Origin of the sequence: Candidatus Seongchinamella marina, assembly GCF_026262685.1 — a bacterium.
GTDB classification, from domain to species: Bacteria; Pseudomonadota; Gammaproteobacteria; order Pseudomonadales; family Halieaceae; genus Halioglobus; species Halioglobus marinus.
In genome coordinates, this window is the sequence record NZ_SHNP01000005.1 from 327155 (window position 1) to 341262 (window position 14108).

13 protein-coding genes are annotated in these 14108 nt (G+C 53.2%); 10 read left to right on the forward strand and 3 right to left on the reverse strand.

The window, feature by feature from the left end:
* Positions 1-6: 6 nt before the first annotated feature.
* From EYC87_RS15275 to EYC87_RS15300, 6 genes are all read left to right on the forward strand, one after another.
* The gene (locus EYC87_RS15275) at positions 7-711 is read left to right on the forward strand and encodes a hypothetical protein (RefSeq protein WP_279253615.1); all 705 of its coding nucleotides are present in this window, start codon (positions 7-9) and stop codon (positions 709-711) included.
* The gene (locus tag EYC87_RS15280; protein ID WP_279253616.1) at positions 711-1745 is read left to right on the forward strand and encodes a phosphotransferase family protein; all 1035 of its coding nucleotides are present in this window, start codon (positions 711-713) and stop codon (positions 1743-1745) included. Before EYC87_RS15275 ends, EYC87_RS15280 begins: the two co-directional genes overlap by 1 nt.
* A gap of 75 nt (positions 1746-1820) precedes the next feature.
* Positions 1821-2258 carry a DUF1330 domain-containing protein gene (locus EYC87_RS15285; protein ID WP_279253617.1) on the forward strand — a complete coding sequence of 146 codons (438 nt, stop codon included), beginning with the start codon at positions 1821-1823 and terminating at the stop codon, positions 2256-2258.
* Positions 2255-3931: a sulfatase gene (locus EYC87_RS15290; protein ID WP_279253618.1), complete on the forward strand. Its 1677-nt coding sequence runs from the start codon at positions 2255-2257 to the stop codon at positions 3929-3931. Before EYC87_RS15285 ends, EYC87_RS15290 begins: the two co-directional genes overlap by 4 nt.
* Before the next feature lie 74 nt (positions 3932-4005).
* Complete coding sequence (locus EYC87_RS15295; protein ID WP_279253619.1) at positions 4006-4788, forward strand: SDR family oxidoreductase; 783 nt, start codon at positions 4006-4008, stop codon at positions 4786-4788.
* 86 nt (positions 4789-4874) lie between these two features.
* Positions 4875-5672, forward strand: coding sequence for an SDR family NAD(P)-dependent oxidoreductase (locus EYC87_RS15300; protein ID WP_279253620.1), 798 nt, complete (start codon positions 4875-4877; stop codon positions 5670-5672).
* A gap of 4 nt (positions 5673-5676) precedes the next feature.
* Here EYC87_RS15300 and EYC87_RS15305 read toward each other — a convergent pair whose 3' ends face one another.
* Both EYC87_RS15305 and EYC87_RS15310 read right to left on the reverse strand, forming a co-directional pair.
* Positions 5677-6315, reverse strand: a complete 639-nt coding sequence (locus tag EYC87_RS15305; RefSeq protein WP_279253621.1) for a hypothetical protein — start codon at positions 6313-6315, stop codon at positions 5677-5679.
* Between the two features lie 42 nt (positions 6316-6357).
* On the reverse strand, positions 6358-7401 hold the full coding sequence (locus EYC87_RS15310) for a glutathione S-transferase C-terminal domain-containing protein (RefSeq protein ID WP_279253622.1): 1044 nt from the start codon (positions 7399-7401) through the stop codon (positions 6358-6360).
* Positions 7402-7554: 153 nt separating this feature from the next.
* Here EYC87_RS15310 and EYC87_RS15315 point away from each other — a divergent pair, with 153 nt between their 5' ends.
* The 3 genes from EYC87_RS15315 (at position 7555) to EYC87_RS15325 (ending at position 10333) form a co-directional block, all read left to right on the forward strand.
* A complete protein-coding gene (locus EYC87_RS15315; RefSeq protein WP_279253623.1) occupies positions 7555-8595 on the forward strand; it encodes a glutathione S-transferase N-terminal domain-containing protein in 1041 nt (346 codons plus the stop codon).
* Between the two features lie 131 nt (positions 8596-8726).
* On the forward strand, positions 8727-9941 hold the full coding sequence (locus tag EYC87_RS15320; protein ID WP_279253624.1) for an acyl-CoA dehydrogenase family protein: 1215 nt from the start codon (positions 8727-8729) through the stop codon (positions 9939-9941).
* Positions 9942-9961: 20 nt separating this feature from the next.
* Positions 9962-10333 carry a DUF2147 domain-containing protein gene (locus EYC87_RS15325; protein WP_279253625.1) on the forward strand — a complete coding sequence of 124 codons (372 nt, stop codon included), beginning with the start codon at positions 9962-9964 and terminating at the stop codon, positions 10331-10333.
* Here EYC87_RS15325 and EYC87_RS15330 read toward each other — a convergent pair.
* Positions 10330-11424: a glutathione S-transferase family protein gene (locus EYC87_RS15330; RefSeq protein ID WP_279253626.1), complete on the reverse strand. Its 1095-nt coding sequence runs from the start codon at positions 11422-11424 to the stop codon at positions 10330-10332. The two genes, EYC87_RS15325 and EYC87_RS15330, sit on opposite strands and share 4 nt — an antisense overlap.
* A 294-nt stretch (positions 11425-11718) precedes the next feature.
* Between EYC87_RS15330 and EYC87_RS15335 the strand changes: the two genes are divergently transcribed.
* Positions 11719-14094, forward strand: a complete 2376-nt coding sequence (locus tag EYC87_RS15335; RefSeq protein ID WP_279253627.1) for a TonB-dependent receptor — start codon at positions 11719-11721, stop codon at positions 14092-14094.
* The last annotated feature ends 14 nt before the right edge of the window (positions 14095-14108 follow it).

Here is a 14108-nt window from a genome sequence, read left to right on the forward strand (position 1 = left end):
GACTCTATGATCAAGAAAATACTCGCCACCCTTGTCGTGATCCCACTCTGCCTGTTTCTCTTTCTGTTCTGGCTGGGATACTTTTCTTCTCGCCCGCCACTGACCACGGACCCCGCCACCCTGGCGGGTGACGGTAGTACTCTGGATTACTGTGATCTGCCGGAACTCGACGGTAGCGGCAAACTGGCCGCAGATATCCCCAAGGGTAATACCCCGGGCTGCGGCTACTCGCATTTTCCCCTGCCGGTCCTGGCCCAGTGTACCGAGCCATTACCAGAGGGCGCGGAAGATATCCGGGGCCTGTGGTTAGGGGTAAAGGGCGGCCATGTGGGACACGTGGAACGGGTGGAGCAGTGCGGCAGCCGTGTCGTGGTGACTACAAGCGGAGTTATTCACGACTATGGCCCCAACAGTACGGCGGGCTTTAATACTGACGATACCGATGGTTCTGTGCCGTTCACTATCGGCAACAACGAATACTGCATGCGCTCCTCGGCCAGCATGATCTGGAATAACGGGGTGCTGGATTTTCACGTCTTTGGCTGGGGGCCGGTCATCGTGAAGCGCTACATGGAGGGTGACCAACTGGTATGGGAGTATGCGGATGGCAGCACCACTCATATGGGCAGGCTCTGCAGGCTGCCCGAGGAGTACAAAGTGCCGAGCCCCAGGGGCAAGCGTATGGCATTTTTCAGCAGCGAGGATTCCTGATGTCTTCAGTAACAACACTTGATGAAGGAGTATTGGCCGCATACCTGCAAGCCAATGTGCCTGGCTTCAAGGGACCGCTGAGCGCCAGTAAATTCCCTGGCGGCCAGTCAAATCCAACCTTCAAGATCGACGCTGACTCCGGTACCTATGTGTTGCGTCGGCAGCCGCCTGGAAAGTTGCTCAAGTCGGCCCATGCGGTCGACCGTGAGTATCGTGTCCTTGCCGCGCTGCGGGACACCGATGTGCCCGTCGCCGAGGTCTATCACCTGTGTGAGGATCCTGCGGTAATCGGCTCCATGTTCTACCTGATGGAATATTGCGACGGCAACGTCTATTGGAATCCGGTACTCGGCGAGATAGACGATCCCAGCACCCGCGGGGCCATGTATGACCAGATGGCGCGCACCCTGGCGAGCATACACAGTGTCGATCTCGAAGCGGCAGGGCTGGCCGACTATGGCCGTCCGGGAAATTACTTTGAACGACAGGTGGGACGGTGGAGCAGCCAATACCGGGCGTCGGAGTTGGAAAAAATTGGTTCAATGGACCGGTTGATCAGCTACCTGGAGGCGAACCTGCCTGCGGATGATGGCCAGGTGACCCTGGTGCACGGTGACTTCAGGCTGGATAACGTGATGTACGCCCAGGACAACAGCCGGTTGATAGCGGTGCTGGACTGGGAGCTGTCAACTATCGGGCACCCCTGTGCTGACCTGGCCTACCAATGCATGGGTATGCGCCTGCCGGCGAGCGAACAGCAAAAAATGGCCCCCGGTGGCCTTGGAGGACTTGATCTGCAGTCGCTTGGCCTGCCGAGCGAACAGGAGTACATCGCAAGCTATTGCCAGTACAGAGGGATAGATCGCATCGACAACTGGAATTTCTTCCTGGCGTTTAGCTTCTTTCGGTTGGCGGCAATCGCCCAGGGCGTGGCCAAGCGTGCAAGCCAGGGTAATGCGTCCAATGCATCGGCGGGTGAAGTTGGTGACATGGTGGCTCCGCTGGCGGAGATGGGGCTTGAAATTATCGCCTGAGGAACTTGCAGGCACTGCGCTGTAGCGGCGAGCAGATGCCGCTGGCGAACACGAATATCATTAGAGGAAATCAAGATGGAAGTCGTCAACAAAGTGTACCCCAATGAAGAGCAGATAATGGGTTTTCTCGAACCCGGCGCCGAGGGTCCGATCTGTATGGTCAATCTGCTCAAGTTCAAGGAAAAAGCGGAGTATAAAGATGGGCGCGAAACCGATCTCACCGGACGGGAGGCTTACGAGCTATATGAAACTGGTGTAAAGAAATTACTGCAGGGCATTGGCGGTGGTATTGGTTTCAAGGGTGACGTGGAACGCCTGGCCCTGGGTGAGGTAGAGGAGTTGTGGGACTTGGTGGGGCTGGCGGTCTGGCCCTCGCGCCAGGTCATGCTCGAGGTGATGCAGTCACCTGAGATGCAGGAAATTGGGGTTCACCGCAGCGCCGGATTGGCGGGTCAGCTCAATATCGAAACCACTGGGTTCACCGGCCAATGGCTTGGGGATAAGCTCCAATGAAAAAGTTTCTGGCCTCTCTGCTGGTTGTCGTGCTGGTCGGTGTTGGAGTCGCCTGGTCAAAGAGAGCCGATATTATATTGGCGCTGGCCAAGTACAAGACCAGTCAAAAATACGCCGACGTTGCCCCTACTCGGGAAATTCCCTGGCAGCAAGGGCCTACCGAACAGACATTGGCAAGCGGTGAGCAGCCACCTAATATCATCCTGATTGTGGCCGATGATCTTGGCTATAACGACATCTCCACCTTCGGCGGGGGAGTTGGCGGCATGCAGACGCCGGGCATTGACCGGCTGGCTGCCGAAGGCGCGGTATTCACCCAATCCTATTCCGGTGCCAGTACTTGTGCTCCGTCGCGAGCAATGATGATGACCGGTCGCTATCCTACGCGTACCGGCTTTGAATTTACCCCTACGCCTGCAGGCATGGCTAAAATAGTCGGTGTGGTCGCCGCATCTATGGACAGCGGGCTTCCTGTCAGTGTTTATGATGAGGCGCTGGAGGAAAGCCAGCCGCCCTATGAGCGCAAGGGTTTACCGGCTTCCGAGGTGACCATCGCCGAAACCCTCAAGGAAAAGGGGTATTACACGGCACACATTGGCAAATGGCATCTGGGGCGCGAGAACGGCATGGCGCCACACGATCAGGGCTTTGACGACAGCCTGCTGATGCAAAGCGGTTTGTATTTGCCGGAGGACGACCCGAATGTCGTCAACGCCAAAGTTCCTTTTGACCCGATAGACAAATTTCTCTGGGCGGGCATGGGTTTTTCGGCTTCTTATAACTCTGGTGATGCGAATAAATTCAAACCCGCAAGTTATCTTACCGACTACTGGACTGACGAGTCTATCAAGGTCATCAAGGCCAACAAGAATCGCCCGTTCTTCCTCTATCTCGCTCATTGGGGACCGCATACTCCCTTGCAGTCGACGCGAGAAGATTATGACGCTCTCAGTGGCATTGAACCTCACCGCAAGCGAGTTTACGCGGGCATGATTCGCGCAGTTGATCGCAGTGTCAGCCGCATACTTGATACGCTGGAAGCAGAAGGCATCGCGGATAACACCGTAGTCGTTTTTACCAGTGATAACGGTGGCGCAGGCTACATCGGTATCAGGGATGTAAACAGTCCGTTCCGCGGCTGGAAAATCACTATGTTTGAAGGTGGGCTTCGCGTGCCGATGTTTGTTAAGTGGCCGGAGAGAATTGCCGCCGGTAGTTCTGTGGATACTCCCGTTGCGCATATTGATATGATGCCGACGCTCGCTGCTGCAGCTGGCGCTTCAAAGCCACAGGGAGTTGCAATTGACGGCGTGAGTTTACTGCCACTTGTTACCGGCGAGGGAGCGCAAAGCTGGGATCGTGACACCCTGTTTTGGCAGAACGGGCACTATCAGGTGGTGCGCCATGGCGACTGGAAATTACAGTTGAATGACCGCCCCACCGACGGTCTGCAGAAGTGGCTATACAATCTAGCGGATGACCCCACGGAGCAGAATAACCTTGCAGCTAGCTACCCTGATAAACTGAAAGAACTGGAGGCATTGCTTGCGGCACATCAGGCCGGTTCTCGAGGTCCGCTTTATGAGTCAGTCACGCAAATGCCGGTGATGGTCGACAAAACCCTGGCCGAGAAATTTGTGGAAGGCGACGAGTACGTCTATACCCCCAACTAAAAATATCGTGGGCAGGCAGTGTCTTTTGACGACTCGAGACAGACCTGCCCCCACTACTGAAGGGTGCGGTGAGCATGATTGAAAATCTTTTTTCGATGCAAGATAAAGTATGTCTGGTGACAGGTGGCTCACGCGGGCTGGGTGCTTTTATGGCTCAGGGTTTTCTAGAGGCTGGCGCCAAGCGAGTGTATATAACGGCAAGAAAAGCAGAGCCCTGTATTGAGGCTGCGAAGGAGCTGAGCCAATTTGGAGAATGTATTGCGCTACCGGGCGATGTATCGACTGCCGAGGGGCTCACCCAACTAGTGACCGAACTGAATCAGCGAGAAAGTTATCTTGATGTGCTCGTTAACAATGCAGGAACGGCCTGGGCAGCGCCTTTTGGTCAGGTCCCTGAGGTGGGGTGGGATAAAGTGATGGATGTAAACGTGAAGAGCCCGTTCTTTCTCACTCAGGCACTCGCGCCTTTGCTGAAAGCCAGGGCGAGTGCAGAACAAACCTCTGTGATTATTAATATTGGTTCTGTAGCAGGTATTGTGGGTAATGGCCTGGACACGTTTAGTTATGCGGCTTCAAAGTCTGCAATACACCAGCTAACCAGAATTACGGCAACTGAACTGGCGCCTTCACATGTTCGAGTTAACGCGATTGCGCCGGGTCGGTTTTATTCCAAGATGACGGAATTCCTTAGCCAGGACCAAGCTGCGTTTGAAGAGGAGCTTCAAACCATTCCAATGCGTCGTTGGGGCGAGCCCAGTGATATAGCGGGCGTGGCGCTCATGCTTGCTAGTCAGGCCGGTGCTTTTATCACCGGGCAAGTCATTCCCGTGGATGGCGGTACCACTCTGGTCAACTAAATTAGCTGAAACGGCGAAAGATGTTGCGACTGTTAGTATGATGGCAGGCGTTGAAAAATTTATTAAACGAGAAAGTTAAGGTATTTATGAAAAATCTATTTAATGTGTCGGGCAAGGTGGCAGTGATAACGGGCGGTTCTCGCGGCATTGGCGCAATGATGGCAAAAGGTTTGTTGGAAAATGGGGCCAAAGTTTACATAACGGCGCGTAAAGAAGCCGAGCTGCATGCCGCCGAGGAGACGTTGGCTGCATTTGGCCAGTGCATTGCTATTCAATCTGATTTATCCAGCTATGAGGGTGTGGTGGCATTTGCCGAACAGGTGAAAAATGCTGAGGGGAAAATTGACATATTGATCAACAATGCTGGAGCGTCCTGGGGAGCCAGCTTCGATGATTTCACCGAATCCGCCTGGGACAAGGTGATGGACTTGAATGTGAAATCCTTGTTTTTTCTGGCTCAGCAGTTAGCGCCTGCGTTAAGAGCAGCCGCTACAAATGACGACCCTGCCAGAGTGATCAATATCGCTTCGATCAATGGCTTTACCCACCCTGGAATGCCAACCTATTCCTATTCCTCCAGCAAAGCGGCAGTAGTTCATCTCACTAAGCATTTGGCCGTTGATCTGGCGCCCGAAAATATTAATGTGAATGGCATTGCGCCAGGATTTTTCCCCAGCAAGATGACCGCTGTCCTCGTCAATGATGAAAAAATCAGCGCTGGACTGAGGGAAGTTATTCCCCGTGGCAGGATGGGTGATGCCGAAGATGCGGCAGGTGCGGCGATTTATTTATCGTCTCGTGCAAGCGCATGGATGACAGGTCACACGCTGGTGCTGGATGGTGGTCAAGTGGCAGCCGCAGGCTCAAATGACGTTGCGATCTGAGCCTTTAGTTATTCAGCTGCCGTCGTGAAAGCCGCCAACCGTCAACCAGTGCGGTTAATGCCAGGAGAATAAGCCCCAGCAAAAGCCTGGGGTCGCCGAGATACAAGCTGGTTTCAATGGGATAAGCGATGGTCTTATCAAGCGCCGCGGTCTTAAAGTGATGTTTTCCGTTGAATGCGGGATTGGTGACGATTTCGAGTAAGGCACGGCGGCTGCGATAACGAAACAGTGCCGCCTGATCCCAATCTTCAGCGCCCTCGATACCGACCAGGTCCATGGTGGGGTAGACAGCAGAGCCCATAAGCACTGGGTGGCAGGCGCGGGCCAGCAGCGCAGGTATCATGTGTGCCATGTAGCGACCCATGAGCTTAGACGCGCTTTCGCCCGGTTCGGCGCCTTCCACGTTCGGCGGGCTCTCGTTCATGTCGATATTATTCACCATAAGGAACTGGCGCCCGCTGTCTTGCCGGGCGAACTTTTGAATGAAGGCTATGGTTTCTGGTTCGCTGCCGTTGGCTTTCATGGTGGCTACGAACTGATCGACCTCATTGTCGCTTAACGGGCCACTAAAATCGGTATACCAGAAAACGAAAATACCATAGAGAAGGGCCGGCACTAGCCAGAGTTTGGTTCGGGTGGACATGGTGAATTCCTGTCGTGTGGTAAAACCGTGATTGTTCCTGGTTTAAGCGAAGTAGTATTCCAGTATGCCGCGTTCGGAGAACAGGGCTTTTACTTGCCTATTATCGGCCGCTCCTGCTTTTAATAGTTCATCTTGCACGTGCATCCTCGCCACATTCAATCGTTTCTGGGTGCGGGCACGCGTGGTTCCGAACCCGTAGTTGTATTCGTAAAACTTCTCACCGGCGAGGCCAGCGGCAATGTTAGCAGGCGCTGATTGGTAGTAGCTGCCCTGCAGGTAGTCCAGTAAAGTCGATAGAGTCTTAGGCACCCGGTCATCAGCGGGCCAGGGCGCAAGTTCGCCCTGCCAGTCGCCGAAAAATTGATTCGTGTATTTGTAGAGCATATCGCGATGTTGCCCCAGCCAGCTTTCTGGTTCGGGGTCGCAGATGAAGTGAGCCTTGCTGGCGCCTGCCAGAGCGAAGTCGGCCAGACAGGGTCGGTCACCCAGTAGAAAATCGTTGTCAGCGAAATGAGTGGCAAGCGCGTCTAGCATGTTTTTGAAATCTCCCTGTACTGCCGCCGCCTGCTGCGGACCCACTCCATTGGCCTCGCAAACCGCTTTGCCAAATCCCTCGTACATCATGGGGCCAATGGGAGCCAGTTGCTCCAGTTCTGTGGCTGAAAGGCCTTCATCGATAGAACGGTCGAGCATCATATTGGCGCCAAAACGAGGGCCAGCCCAGGCTATGTTGTCGGGATAGCACCAACGGGAGTGCACGCAAACTCTGCCCAGCCAGTGATTAAAGGCATCCTCAAGAATAAAACAGCAGGCGCGCTGCAATGGTGTCGTGGGTATCACTGCTCTTTTTTTGAAACGCTCGCTGAGCATGGGTCCGATGGCGATGGTGTCATGGATCAGCCATTTATCAGGCGTCATCAACAGGGGGATGAAGTGGGTGCCGGCTTTCGCTTCCAGCTCTGCCTTGCGTTCTTCGGTCTTGAACAGGTAGCGCCACGATATCTGTTGACACCGTAATTGGGCTTCCAGTTTGCGGGTGAAAAAACTCAGCTCGCTGCCGATGAGTTGATAGTCGCCTCTGTACATGGGTACCTCTGTGCGCTTTTGCTGCCGCCGAGCATTCGCAATTTATTTATCACCTTGGTAGGCTTACATAATGGCAGTTTATGTGTCAATATGTTTCGGCAAAGGCTTAAGTCAGATTCGCTAATTTTTCTGGAGTGTAGAAGAGGAGTTCATATGAGCGCACAGGAACCAATCCGGTTGGTGGGGGGCACCGCCTCTCCCTACACTCAGAAGATGGTAGCTCTGCTGCGATATCGACGTGTGCCTTACTCAATGACCTGGGGTCAGCCAGACCAGATGTGTGACCTGCTGGGAGTAGAAAAACCCAAACCCATTTTCATGCCTACCTTCTTTTTTGAGGAGACGGGAGAGCTGAAGGCGATAACTGATTCCACTCCTATTATTCGCCGTCTTGAGGAGATGTACACAGAGCGCTCTGTGCTGCCCAATGATCCGTCACTGGCCTTTATCGATTACTTGATTGAGGATTTTGCCGACGAATGGTGCACCAAATACATGTTCCATTATCGCTGGTACCCCCAAGCGGATGCCGATAATGCGGGCACCCTGTTGCCGCTGGGTATGGATGTTAGCCTGCCACCGGATACGCTCGGGCAGTTCAAGCAATTCTTTACGGATCGTCAGGTCGGTCGGTTGTATGTTGTGGGCTCCAATGACATCACTGCGCCGGTGATCGATGCCAGCTATCGCCGCTTTCTTGCAGCTATGGAAAACCATTTGGCGAACCAGAAATTTATGTTGGGTAATCGGCCCGCCGCTGGCGACTTCGGCCTTCACGGTCAGTTGACCCAGCTAGTGGGTTTTGATCCGACCCCCCGGGCTATTGCCCATGAGGTGTCGCCGCGCACTGTGGCCTGGGTCGATCAGATGAATGATCAGAGCGGGCTTGACCCGCAAGAAGAAGACTGGATTGGGCTCGATAATCAACCGGAAAGCCTGCGCGGCCTGTTGCAGGAGATTGGAAAGGTATACGCCCCGGCACAGCTGGCCAATGCCCGCGCCGTGCAAGCGGGCGAGAAGGCCTGGGAGTCCGAGATCGATGGTGCGCCCTGGACCCAGCAGACCTTTCCCTATCAGGCGAAGTGTTTACAGTGGACCAATGAGCGTTACCGCGCCCTTGGTGATGATCACCGTGCGCGTGTTGATGCGCTGCTGCAGGGCACGGGTGTAGAGACAATGCTGTCATTGGCCTGATCGGAAATACGATTCAGGATGACTTCCATGGCCAGCCAAACAGAGCTGTGCATGTGTGAGTGAGTCAACGGTAAAAGTTTAAAGCGCGGTCATAAATACGACCGCATCGAATACACAGAGAGGTTTTGCATATGGGATATGAAGTCAGCGAAAGAGTCGCAGAAATAAAAGTCAGACTGGAAGCTTTTATGGAGGAGCACGTTTATCCCCGTGAGCACGACTGGAACGAATTTACTTTAAACCAGGATAATCTGTGGCAAACGCCGGACTGGTTTGATGAGCTGCGAGAGCTGGCAAAAGCAGAGGGTCTGTGGAACCTGTTCCTGCCCCATGAGTATGAGCCTTGGAGCCCCGGTCTTACGAATGTAGAGATTGCTCCATTGTTTGAAGTGATGAGCAAAGTGATTTGGGCCCAGGCGGTATTTAACTGCAATGCACCTGATCGCGGCAACATGGAAGTGCTGGCGAAATACGGTACCGAGGAGCAGCAGGAGCAGTGGTTGAAACCCCTACTGGCCGGCGAAATTCGCAGTGCCTACGCCATGACCGAGCCCCAGGTAGCGTCTTCCGATGCCACCAATATGGAACTTGAGATAACGCGCGATGGGGACGAGTACGTGCTCAATGGCCGCAAGTGGTGGACCACCAATGCGGTGAATCCACGCTGTAAAATTATGTTGGTGATGGGTAGGTCTAATCCGGAGAATGATCGCCACCGCCAACATTCTACGATTCTTGTACCCCGGGATACCCCTGGAGTGAAACTGGTTCGAGAGCTGCGCGTATTCGATAACCTTCACTCGCCTGGTGGCGAAGCGGAGTTTTTGTTCGACAATGTTCGTGTGCCCGCAAGCAATATGATTAAGGGTGAGGGCTGCGGCTTCGAAATTGCTCAGGGGCGCCTCGGCCCGGGCCGTTTCCAGTACGCCATGGGGTTGGTGGGTGCTGCGCAGCGTTGCCTTGAGCTGATGTGCGCGCGAGCTGATGAGCGTGAGGCCTTCGGCGAAAAGTTGATCAAGAAAACCAGCGTACAGCATGAAATTGCGCGCTGTCGCTGTGATATTGAGCAGGCTCGCTTACTGACCATGGAGGCTGCTCATGTGATGGACACGCAGGGCATGAAGGCAGCTATTCCTTACATCAGCATGGTGAAGATTGTTGCGCCGAACATGGCGCAGAATGTCGCTGACCGAGCCATGCAGGTATTCGGCGGTGCAGGCGTCTGCCAGGATACGCTAATTCCTGAGGTATTCACTCTCGCCCGGTTCTCGCGCATAGCCGATGGCCCGGATGAGGTGCACATGTCGCAGCTTGGGAAAATGACGGCTCGTGAACTGAACAGCTAAAGGCTGGAGGCTGGATAACGATGATTAGAATTATGCTGAGTGTCGCTGTCTTGTTGTTCGCTCAACAGGCTGCCGCTGATGATATTAATGGCGTTTGGAAGCATGCTGATGAACCGGGGTGGATCGAGATTCAGCTGGAAAGAGGCAGTGGCACAGTCGAGCGCAACGACAAGTTTCCAGAGCGCGTTGGCCGGGAAATTCTCAAGGACCTGGCGACAGGCGGCGAGGCTCAGACCTGGAGCGGGCTAATCTATGTTGAGAAGATGGGCGAATATAAAAATGCCGACATCATATTAGCGTCACCGGACCGTATGAAGATCACGGTTAAAGTGGGTTTTATGAGTCGCACTATAGAGTGGCAGCGAGTCGATGAGGTGCCTGCGGCGCCCTAGCGCGGCGGTATGCCGTCGCCAAAGACACAGATAGCTCTGTTGAAAGGAGCTTTTCTCTCGCTGTCATAATTCGATAGTTTGAAATTTTCCTGATTCCAGATGATGGCCGCTTCAGCTGCCGTTAACACTGCTTTAAGCTGAGCTTGATTGGCTGCATTCAGGCTCGCCCATGCCCGCTGCAGCTCTTCCAGGCACCACACCCGATATCGGGAAGAGGGCGCGTTACTATAAGTCGATCCCTGGATATTCAGTTCGAAACGATTCTTGCCGTCGCTCCATGCCTTGGCGTTCTGCTGTAACTGTGCCAGATGGGTTTCACTGATTTCCCGCAATAAACTGATCAGCATTGCGTCGGGCTCAGTTAATAAATCAGGCGTTTTATCGCCTGCCTTGGAATTCCACATGCGCGCCACCCATTCGAATACATTTGGAGCGGTTTCGCGCATTATTTCCGCAGGGACGGGATCCTGGCTAAAGTGTCTGAACATCGGACCCATCAAGCCTACGTCAGCGATGGTAGGAGTATTTCCCAGGATGAAAGGGCGCTGCTTGAAAATGGCTTCCAGGAGCTCTAATGATTTGGAATATGTAGAATCAGCGTGGCCTCTGCTCTGCTTGTTGACCCCGTCGCCCTGTACAAAACCAAAATACTGGCGTGCTTTTAGTATACGCAAGGCGATAAACCGTGGAATGTATCGATTGGGATTGTCCCTGATGAGTTCGTCATACAAAACTTCGGCCGCATACTGGCGACTCACGCGGTAGCTCCAACGAAAATGCATGGCCGGTCGCCATAGCCATTCATCGGCATAGTCCTCAATCAACAGCGCGATAATGTTCATGAGAGGGCACAAGGGGTAAATGCTGGCAGCGCTTTGTTCAGACTCTAACTGGGCAATGATCGGGGTGGTATCCGTCATCCACCTGCCGCGATTGTCCTGAACGACGGGCATTTGCACTACACCGGTTTCTGCAATCAGTGTTTGTTCATTGCCGACAGTGGGAAGGACCTGATAATCAATAGAACGATAGCGTAGGTAGGTCTCTAATTTTCCAGTGTAATACGAGATTTTGCAGCCGTAGACAATCACCTTGATTTGCTCTGTGGTAAAGGATTCTCAAAGTTACTTGATTACTCAGATGAGTAAAACCTTGGTTAGCCCTTTATTGTCAACCGAGCATCAATGACAACGTATATTGAGCGCCCTATTTTAGTGCGAGAAGCGACGCAAACGCCGACGTTTGGCCTTGTATTAGCCGTCTTCATTAACTACTATGACAAGGCGTGAAAATTATAAGAAGACCGCAATCGATTGATGATTAGAAGGGTAAATAAGAAAGCGTCTGCACACTATCAAAAAATAACCGATTTGAGGGAACGTGCCATGTTTAAAAAGAAAAGATTAAGCCACTCTATTGCCGCCGCTGTGGGCGCCAGTGCTATTGGTATGAGCGGTGTGCAAGCCGCGGTACTTGAAGAAGTCATTGTAACGGCGACCAAGCGTGCTGAGAGCGCGCAGGATATCCCGATCACCATTCAGGCTCTGGGCGAAGAAACCCTAGAAGACCTTGGTATTGGCAATTTTAAGGATTATATTCGTAATCTCGCCGGGGTCACCTCCGGTGGTCGAGGTCCGGGCCGAAACGAAATTTTCATCCGCGGAGTATCGGCGGGCAAAGGCGGCCTTAAAATCGCTGGCGCAGTCGGCCTTGAGCCCAATGTTGCCCTGTATCTCGATGAGGCGCCTATCTCTATGGGAGGTCGTAACATCGACCCCTACATGACCGATATGAATCGGGTAGAAGTACTCCCAGGCCCGCAGGGTACGTTATACGGAGCCAGTTCTCAGGCTGGTACGGTTCGACTGATCACTAACAAGCCAGAGTTCAATGACTTCAGTGCTGGCTTCGATGCGTCCATTTCCGATACCAAAGATGGCGACCAGAGCAATGCACTGGAAGCTCATGCCAACATCCCTCTGATCGACGATACCCTGGCAGCTCGCGTGGCCATTTATAACGTCAAGGAAGGCGGATACATTAACAACATCCGCAGCACCAAGCAGATTAGCCTGGCTAACCCTGGCTTTGGTGGCACTGTCCCGGATACTCGGGCTACTGCGCGCAATGACAGTCTCGTCAAGGATAACTTCAATGACGCAACCTATCAGGGCTACCGCATTGGCCTGCGCTGGGCGCCCAATGAGAACTGGGATCTGCAACTGCAGCACACCAATCAGGAGATAGAAACTGACGGTGTATGGGATTACGACCCACTTCTTGGCGACCTGAATTCAGAATCTTTCCAGCCAGACTATGCCGATGACGAGTTCGATCTCACCGCTTGGACTGTCAGTGGCAGGATCGCCAGCCTGGATCTTCTCTACACCGGTTCTTACCTGGATCGTACCGTAGAGGGTATCTCCGACTACTCAGGTTATGCCGACTCCGGCCCCTTCATTCCTTATTACATTTGTGATTATCCTGGCTATGCCAATTGCGGCGAGCCGGCGTTCTTCCTGGACCAGTACTACAACACGGAACGTACCACCCATGAGTTCCGCCTGAATACCGATGCGGAGAGGCGGCTGCGTGCACTGGTGGGTGTGTTCTACGACGATACTGAAAACGTTGAGCGTGGTGACTGGAACTATCCCGCCACAATTGAACAGGGCTTTGCGCCGAACGCGCCAATCACCGGATCTACAGCCAGTAATCCCAACGCCCGAAACCCGGGGGTAGCATTCTTTAACGACTTCACCCGCGCCAAGGAGGAGCTCTCCTTTTTCGGTGAGTTGTATTTCGATATTACTGATGACCTCACATTCACTGCGGGCGCCCGTCGCTATGACATTGAAATCGGTCTGAAGGGTAGCTCGAACTTTGCCAACCGTGATTACGGAAGCGGTGATGCTGATTGGGGCAGAAATGTTGACGAAGTTCTCAAGGATTCCAGCCCGGCTGACTTCCAGGATACTATTTTAAAATTCAACCTGCAGTGGAATCTGAACGACGACATCATGGTGTATGGCACCTGGTCTGAGGGCTATCGCCCCGGCGGATTCAACCGCAACGGCGGCTCCAGTGTTGTTCCGGGTGAACCACCCTTCGTACCGGATTTTTACCAGTCGGATGAGGTCACCAATATAGAACTTGGTTGGAAGATGTCACTCTTTGACCAATCACTGCGCTTCAACGGTGCCATCTACAATGTGAAATGGGAAGCCATGCAGATCGGGGTGCTCGATTTCGATATTTCCAATCTCACCTTCATCGACAACGTGTCAGATTCTGAGATCAATGGTATAGAAATTGACAGCGTCTGGGTGCCTACCGACAACCTCAGCCTGTTTGTAAACATCTCTTACAACGATACAGAGTTAACCAAGGTGCCGGCCAATATTGTTGGTCTAGAGCCAGAGGGTAGTTCTTTAGCGCTTGCGCCAGAGTTACAGTATGTTCTTCGAGGTCGCTACGACTGGGATTTAAGTGCTGATAGCGCAGCGTTTGCGCAGCTCGCATACCAGTACACTGACGACCAGATCAGCTCTATTGTCTCTGGATCATCTTTCGCCATGGACAGCTACGGCACCTGGGACGCAACGCTGGGTTACAGTCGTGATAACTGGGTAGTTACCTTGTTTGGAGAGAACCTGACTAACGAGTTGGCGGACCTCTTTATCAGTAATGAGGATGACATTGTTAAGGTCACTCCTAATCGTCCGCGCACGTACGGCTTGAGACTATCGTACAAGCTTTAATGTACGCGATGCGA

Coding starts and splice junctions, on each gene's coding strand:
- EYC87_RS15325 (WP_279253625.1), top strand. CDS start 9,962: ATGATTAGAATTATGCTGAGTGTCGCTGTCTTGTTGTTCGCTCAACAG.
- EYC87_RS15320 (WP_279253624.1), top strand. CDS start 8,727: ATGGGATATGAAGTCAGCGAAAGAGTCGCAGAAATAAAAGTCAGACTG.
- EYC87_RS15305 (WP_279253621.1), bottom strand. CDS start 6,315: ATGTCCACCCGAACCAAACTCTGGCTAGTGCCGGCCCTTCTCTATGGT.
- EYC87_RS15295 (WP_279253619.1), top strand. CDS start 4,006: ATGATTGAAAATCTTTTTTCGATGCAAGATAAAGTATGTCTGGTGACA.
- EYC87_RS15280 (WP_279253616.1), top strand. CDS start 711: ATGTCTTCAGTAACAACACTTGATGAAGGAGTATTGGCCGCATACCTG.
- EYC87_RS15285 (WP_279253617.1), top strand. CDS start 1,821: ATGGAAGTCGTCAACAAAGTGTACCCCAATGAAGAGCAGATAATGGGT.
- EYC87_RS15290 (WP_279253618.1), top strand. CDS start 2,255: ATGAAAAAGTTTCTGGCCTCTCTGCTGGTTGTCGTGCTGGTCGGTGTT.
- EYC87_RS15310 (WP_279253622.1), bottom strand. CDS start 7,401: ATGTACAGAGGCGACTATCAACTCATCGGCAGCGAGCTGAGTTTTTTC.
- EYC87_RS15315 (WP_279253623.1), top strand. CDS start 7,555: ATGAGCGCACAGGAACCAATCCGGTTGGTGGGGGGCACCGCCTCTCCC.
- EYC87_RS15300 (WP_279253620.1), top strand. CDS start 4,875: ATGAAAAATCTATTTAATGTGTCGGGCAAGGTGGCAGTGATAACGGGC.
- EYC87_RS15275 (WP_279253615.1), top strand. CDS start 7: ATGATCAAGAAAATACTCGCCACCCTTGTCGTGATCCCACTCTGCCTG.
- EYC87_RS15335 (WP_279253627.1), top strand. CDS start 11,719: ATGTTTAAAAAGAAAAGATTAAGCCACTCTATTGCCGCCGCTGTGGGC.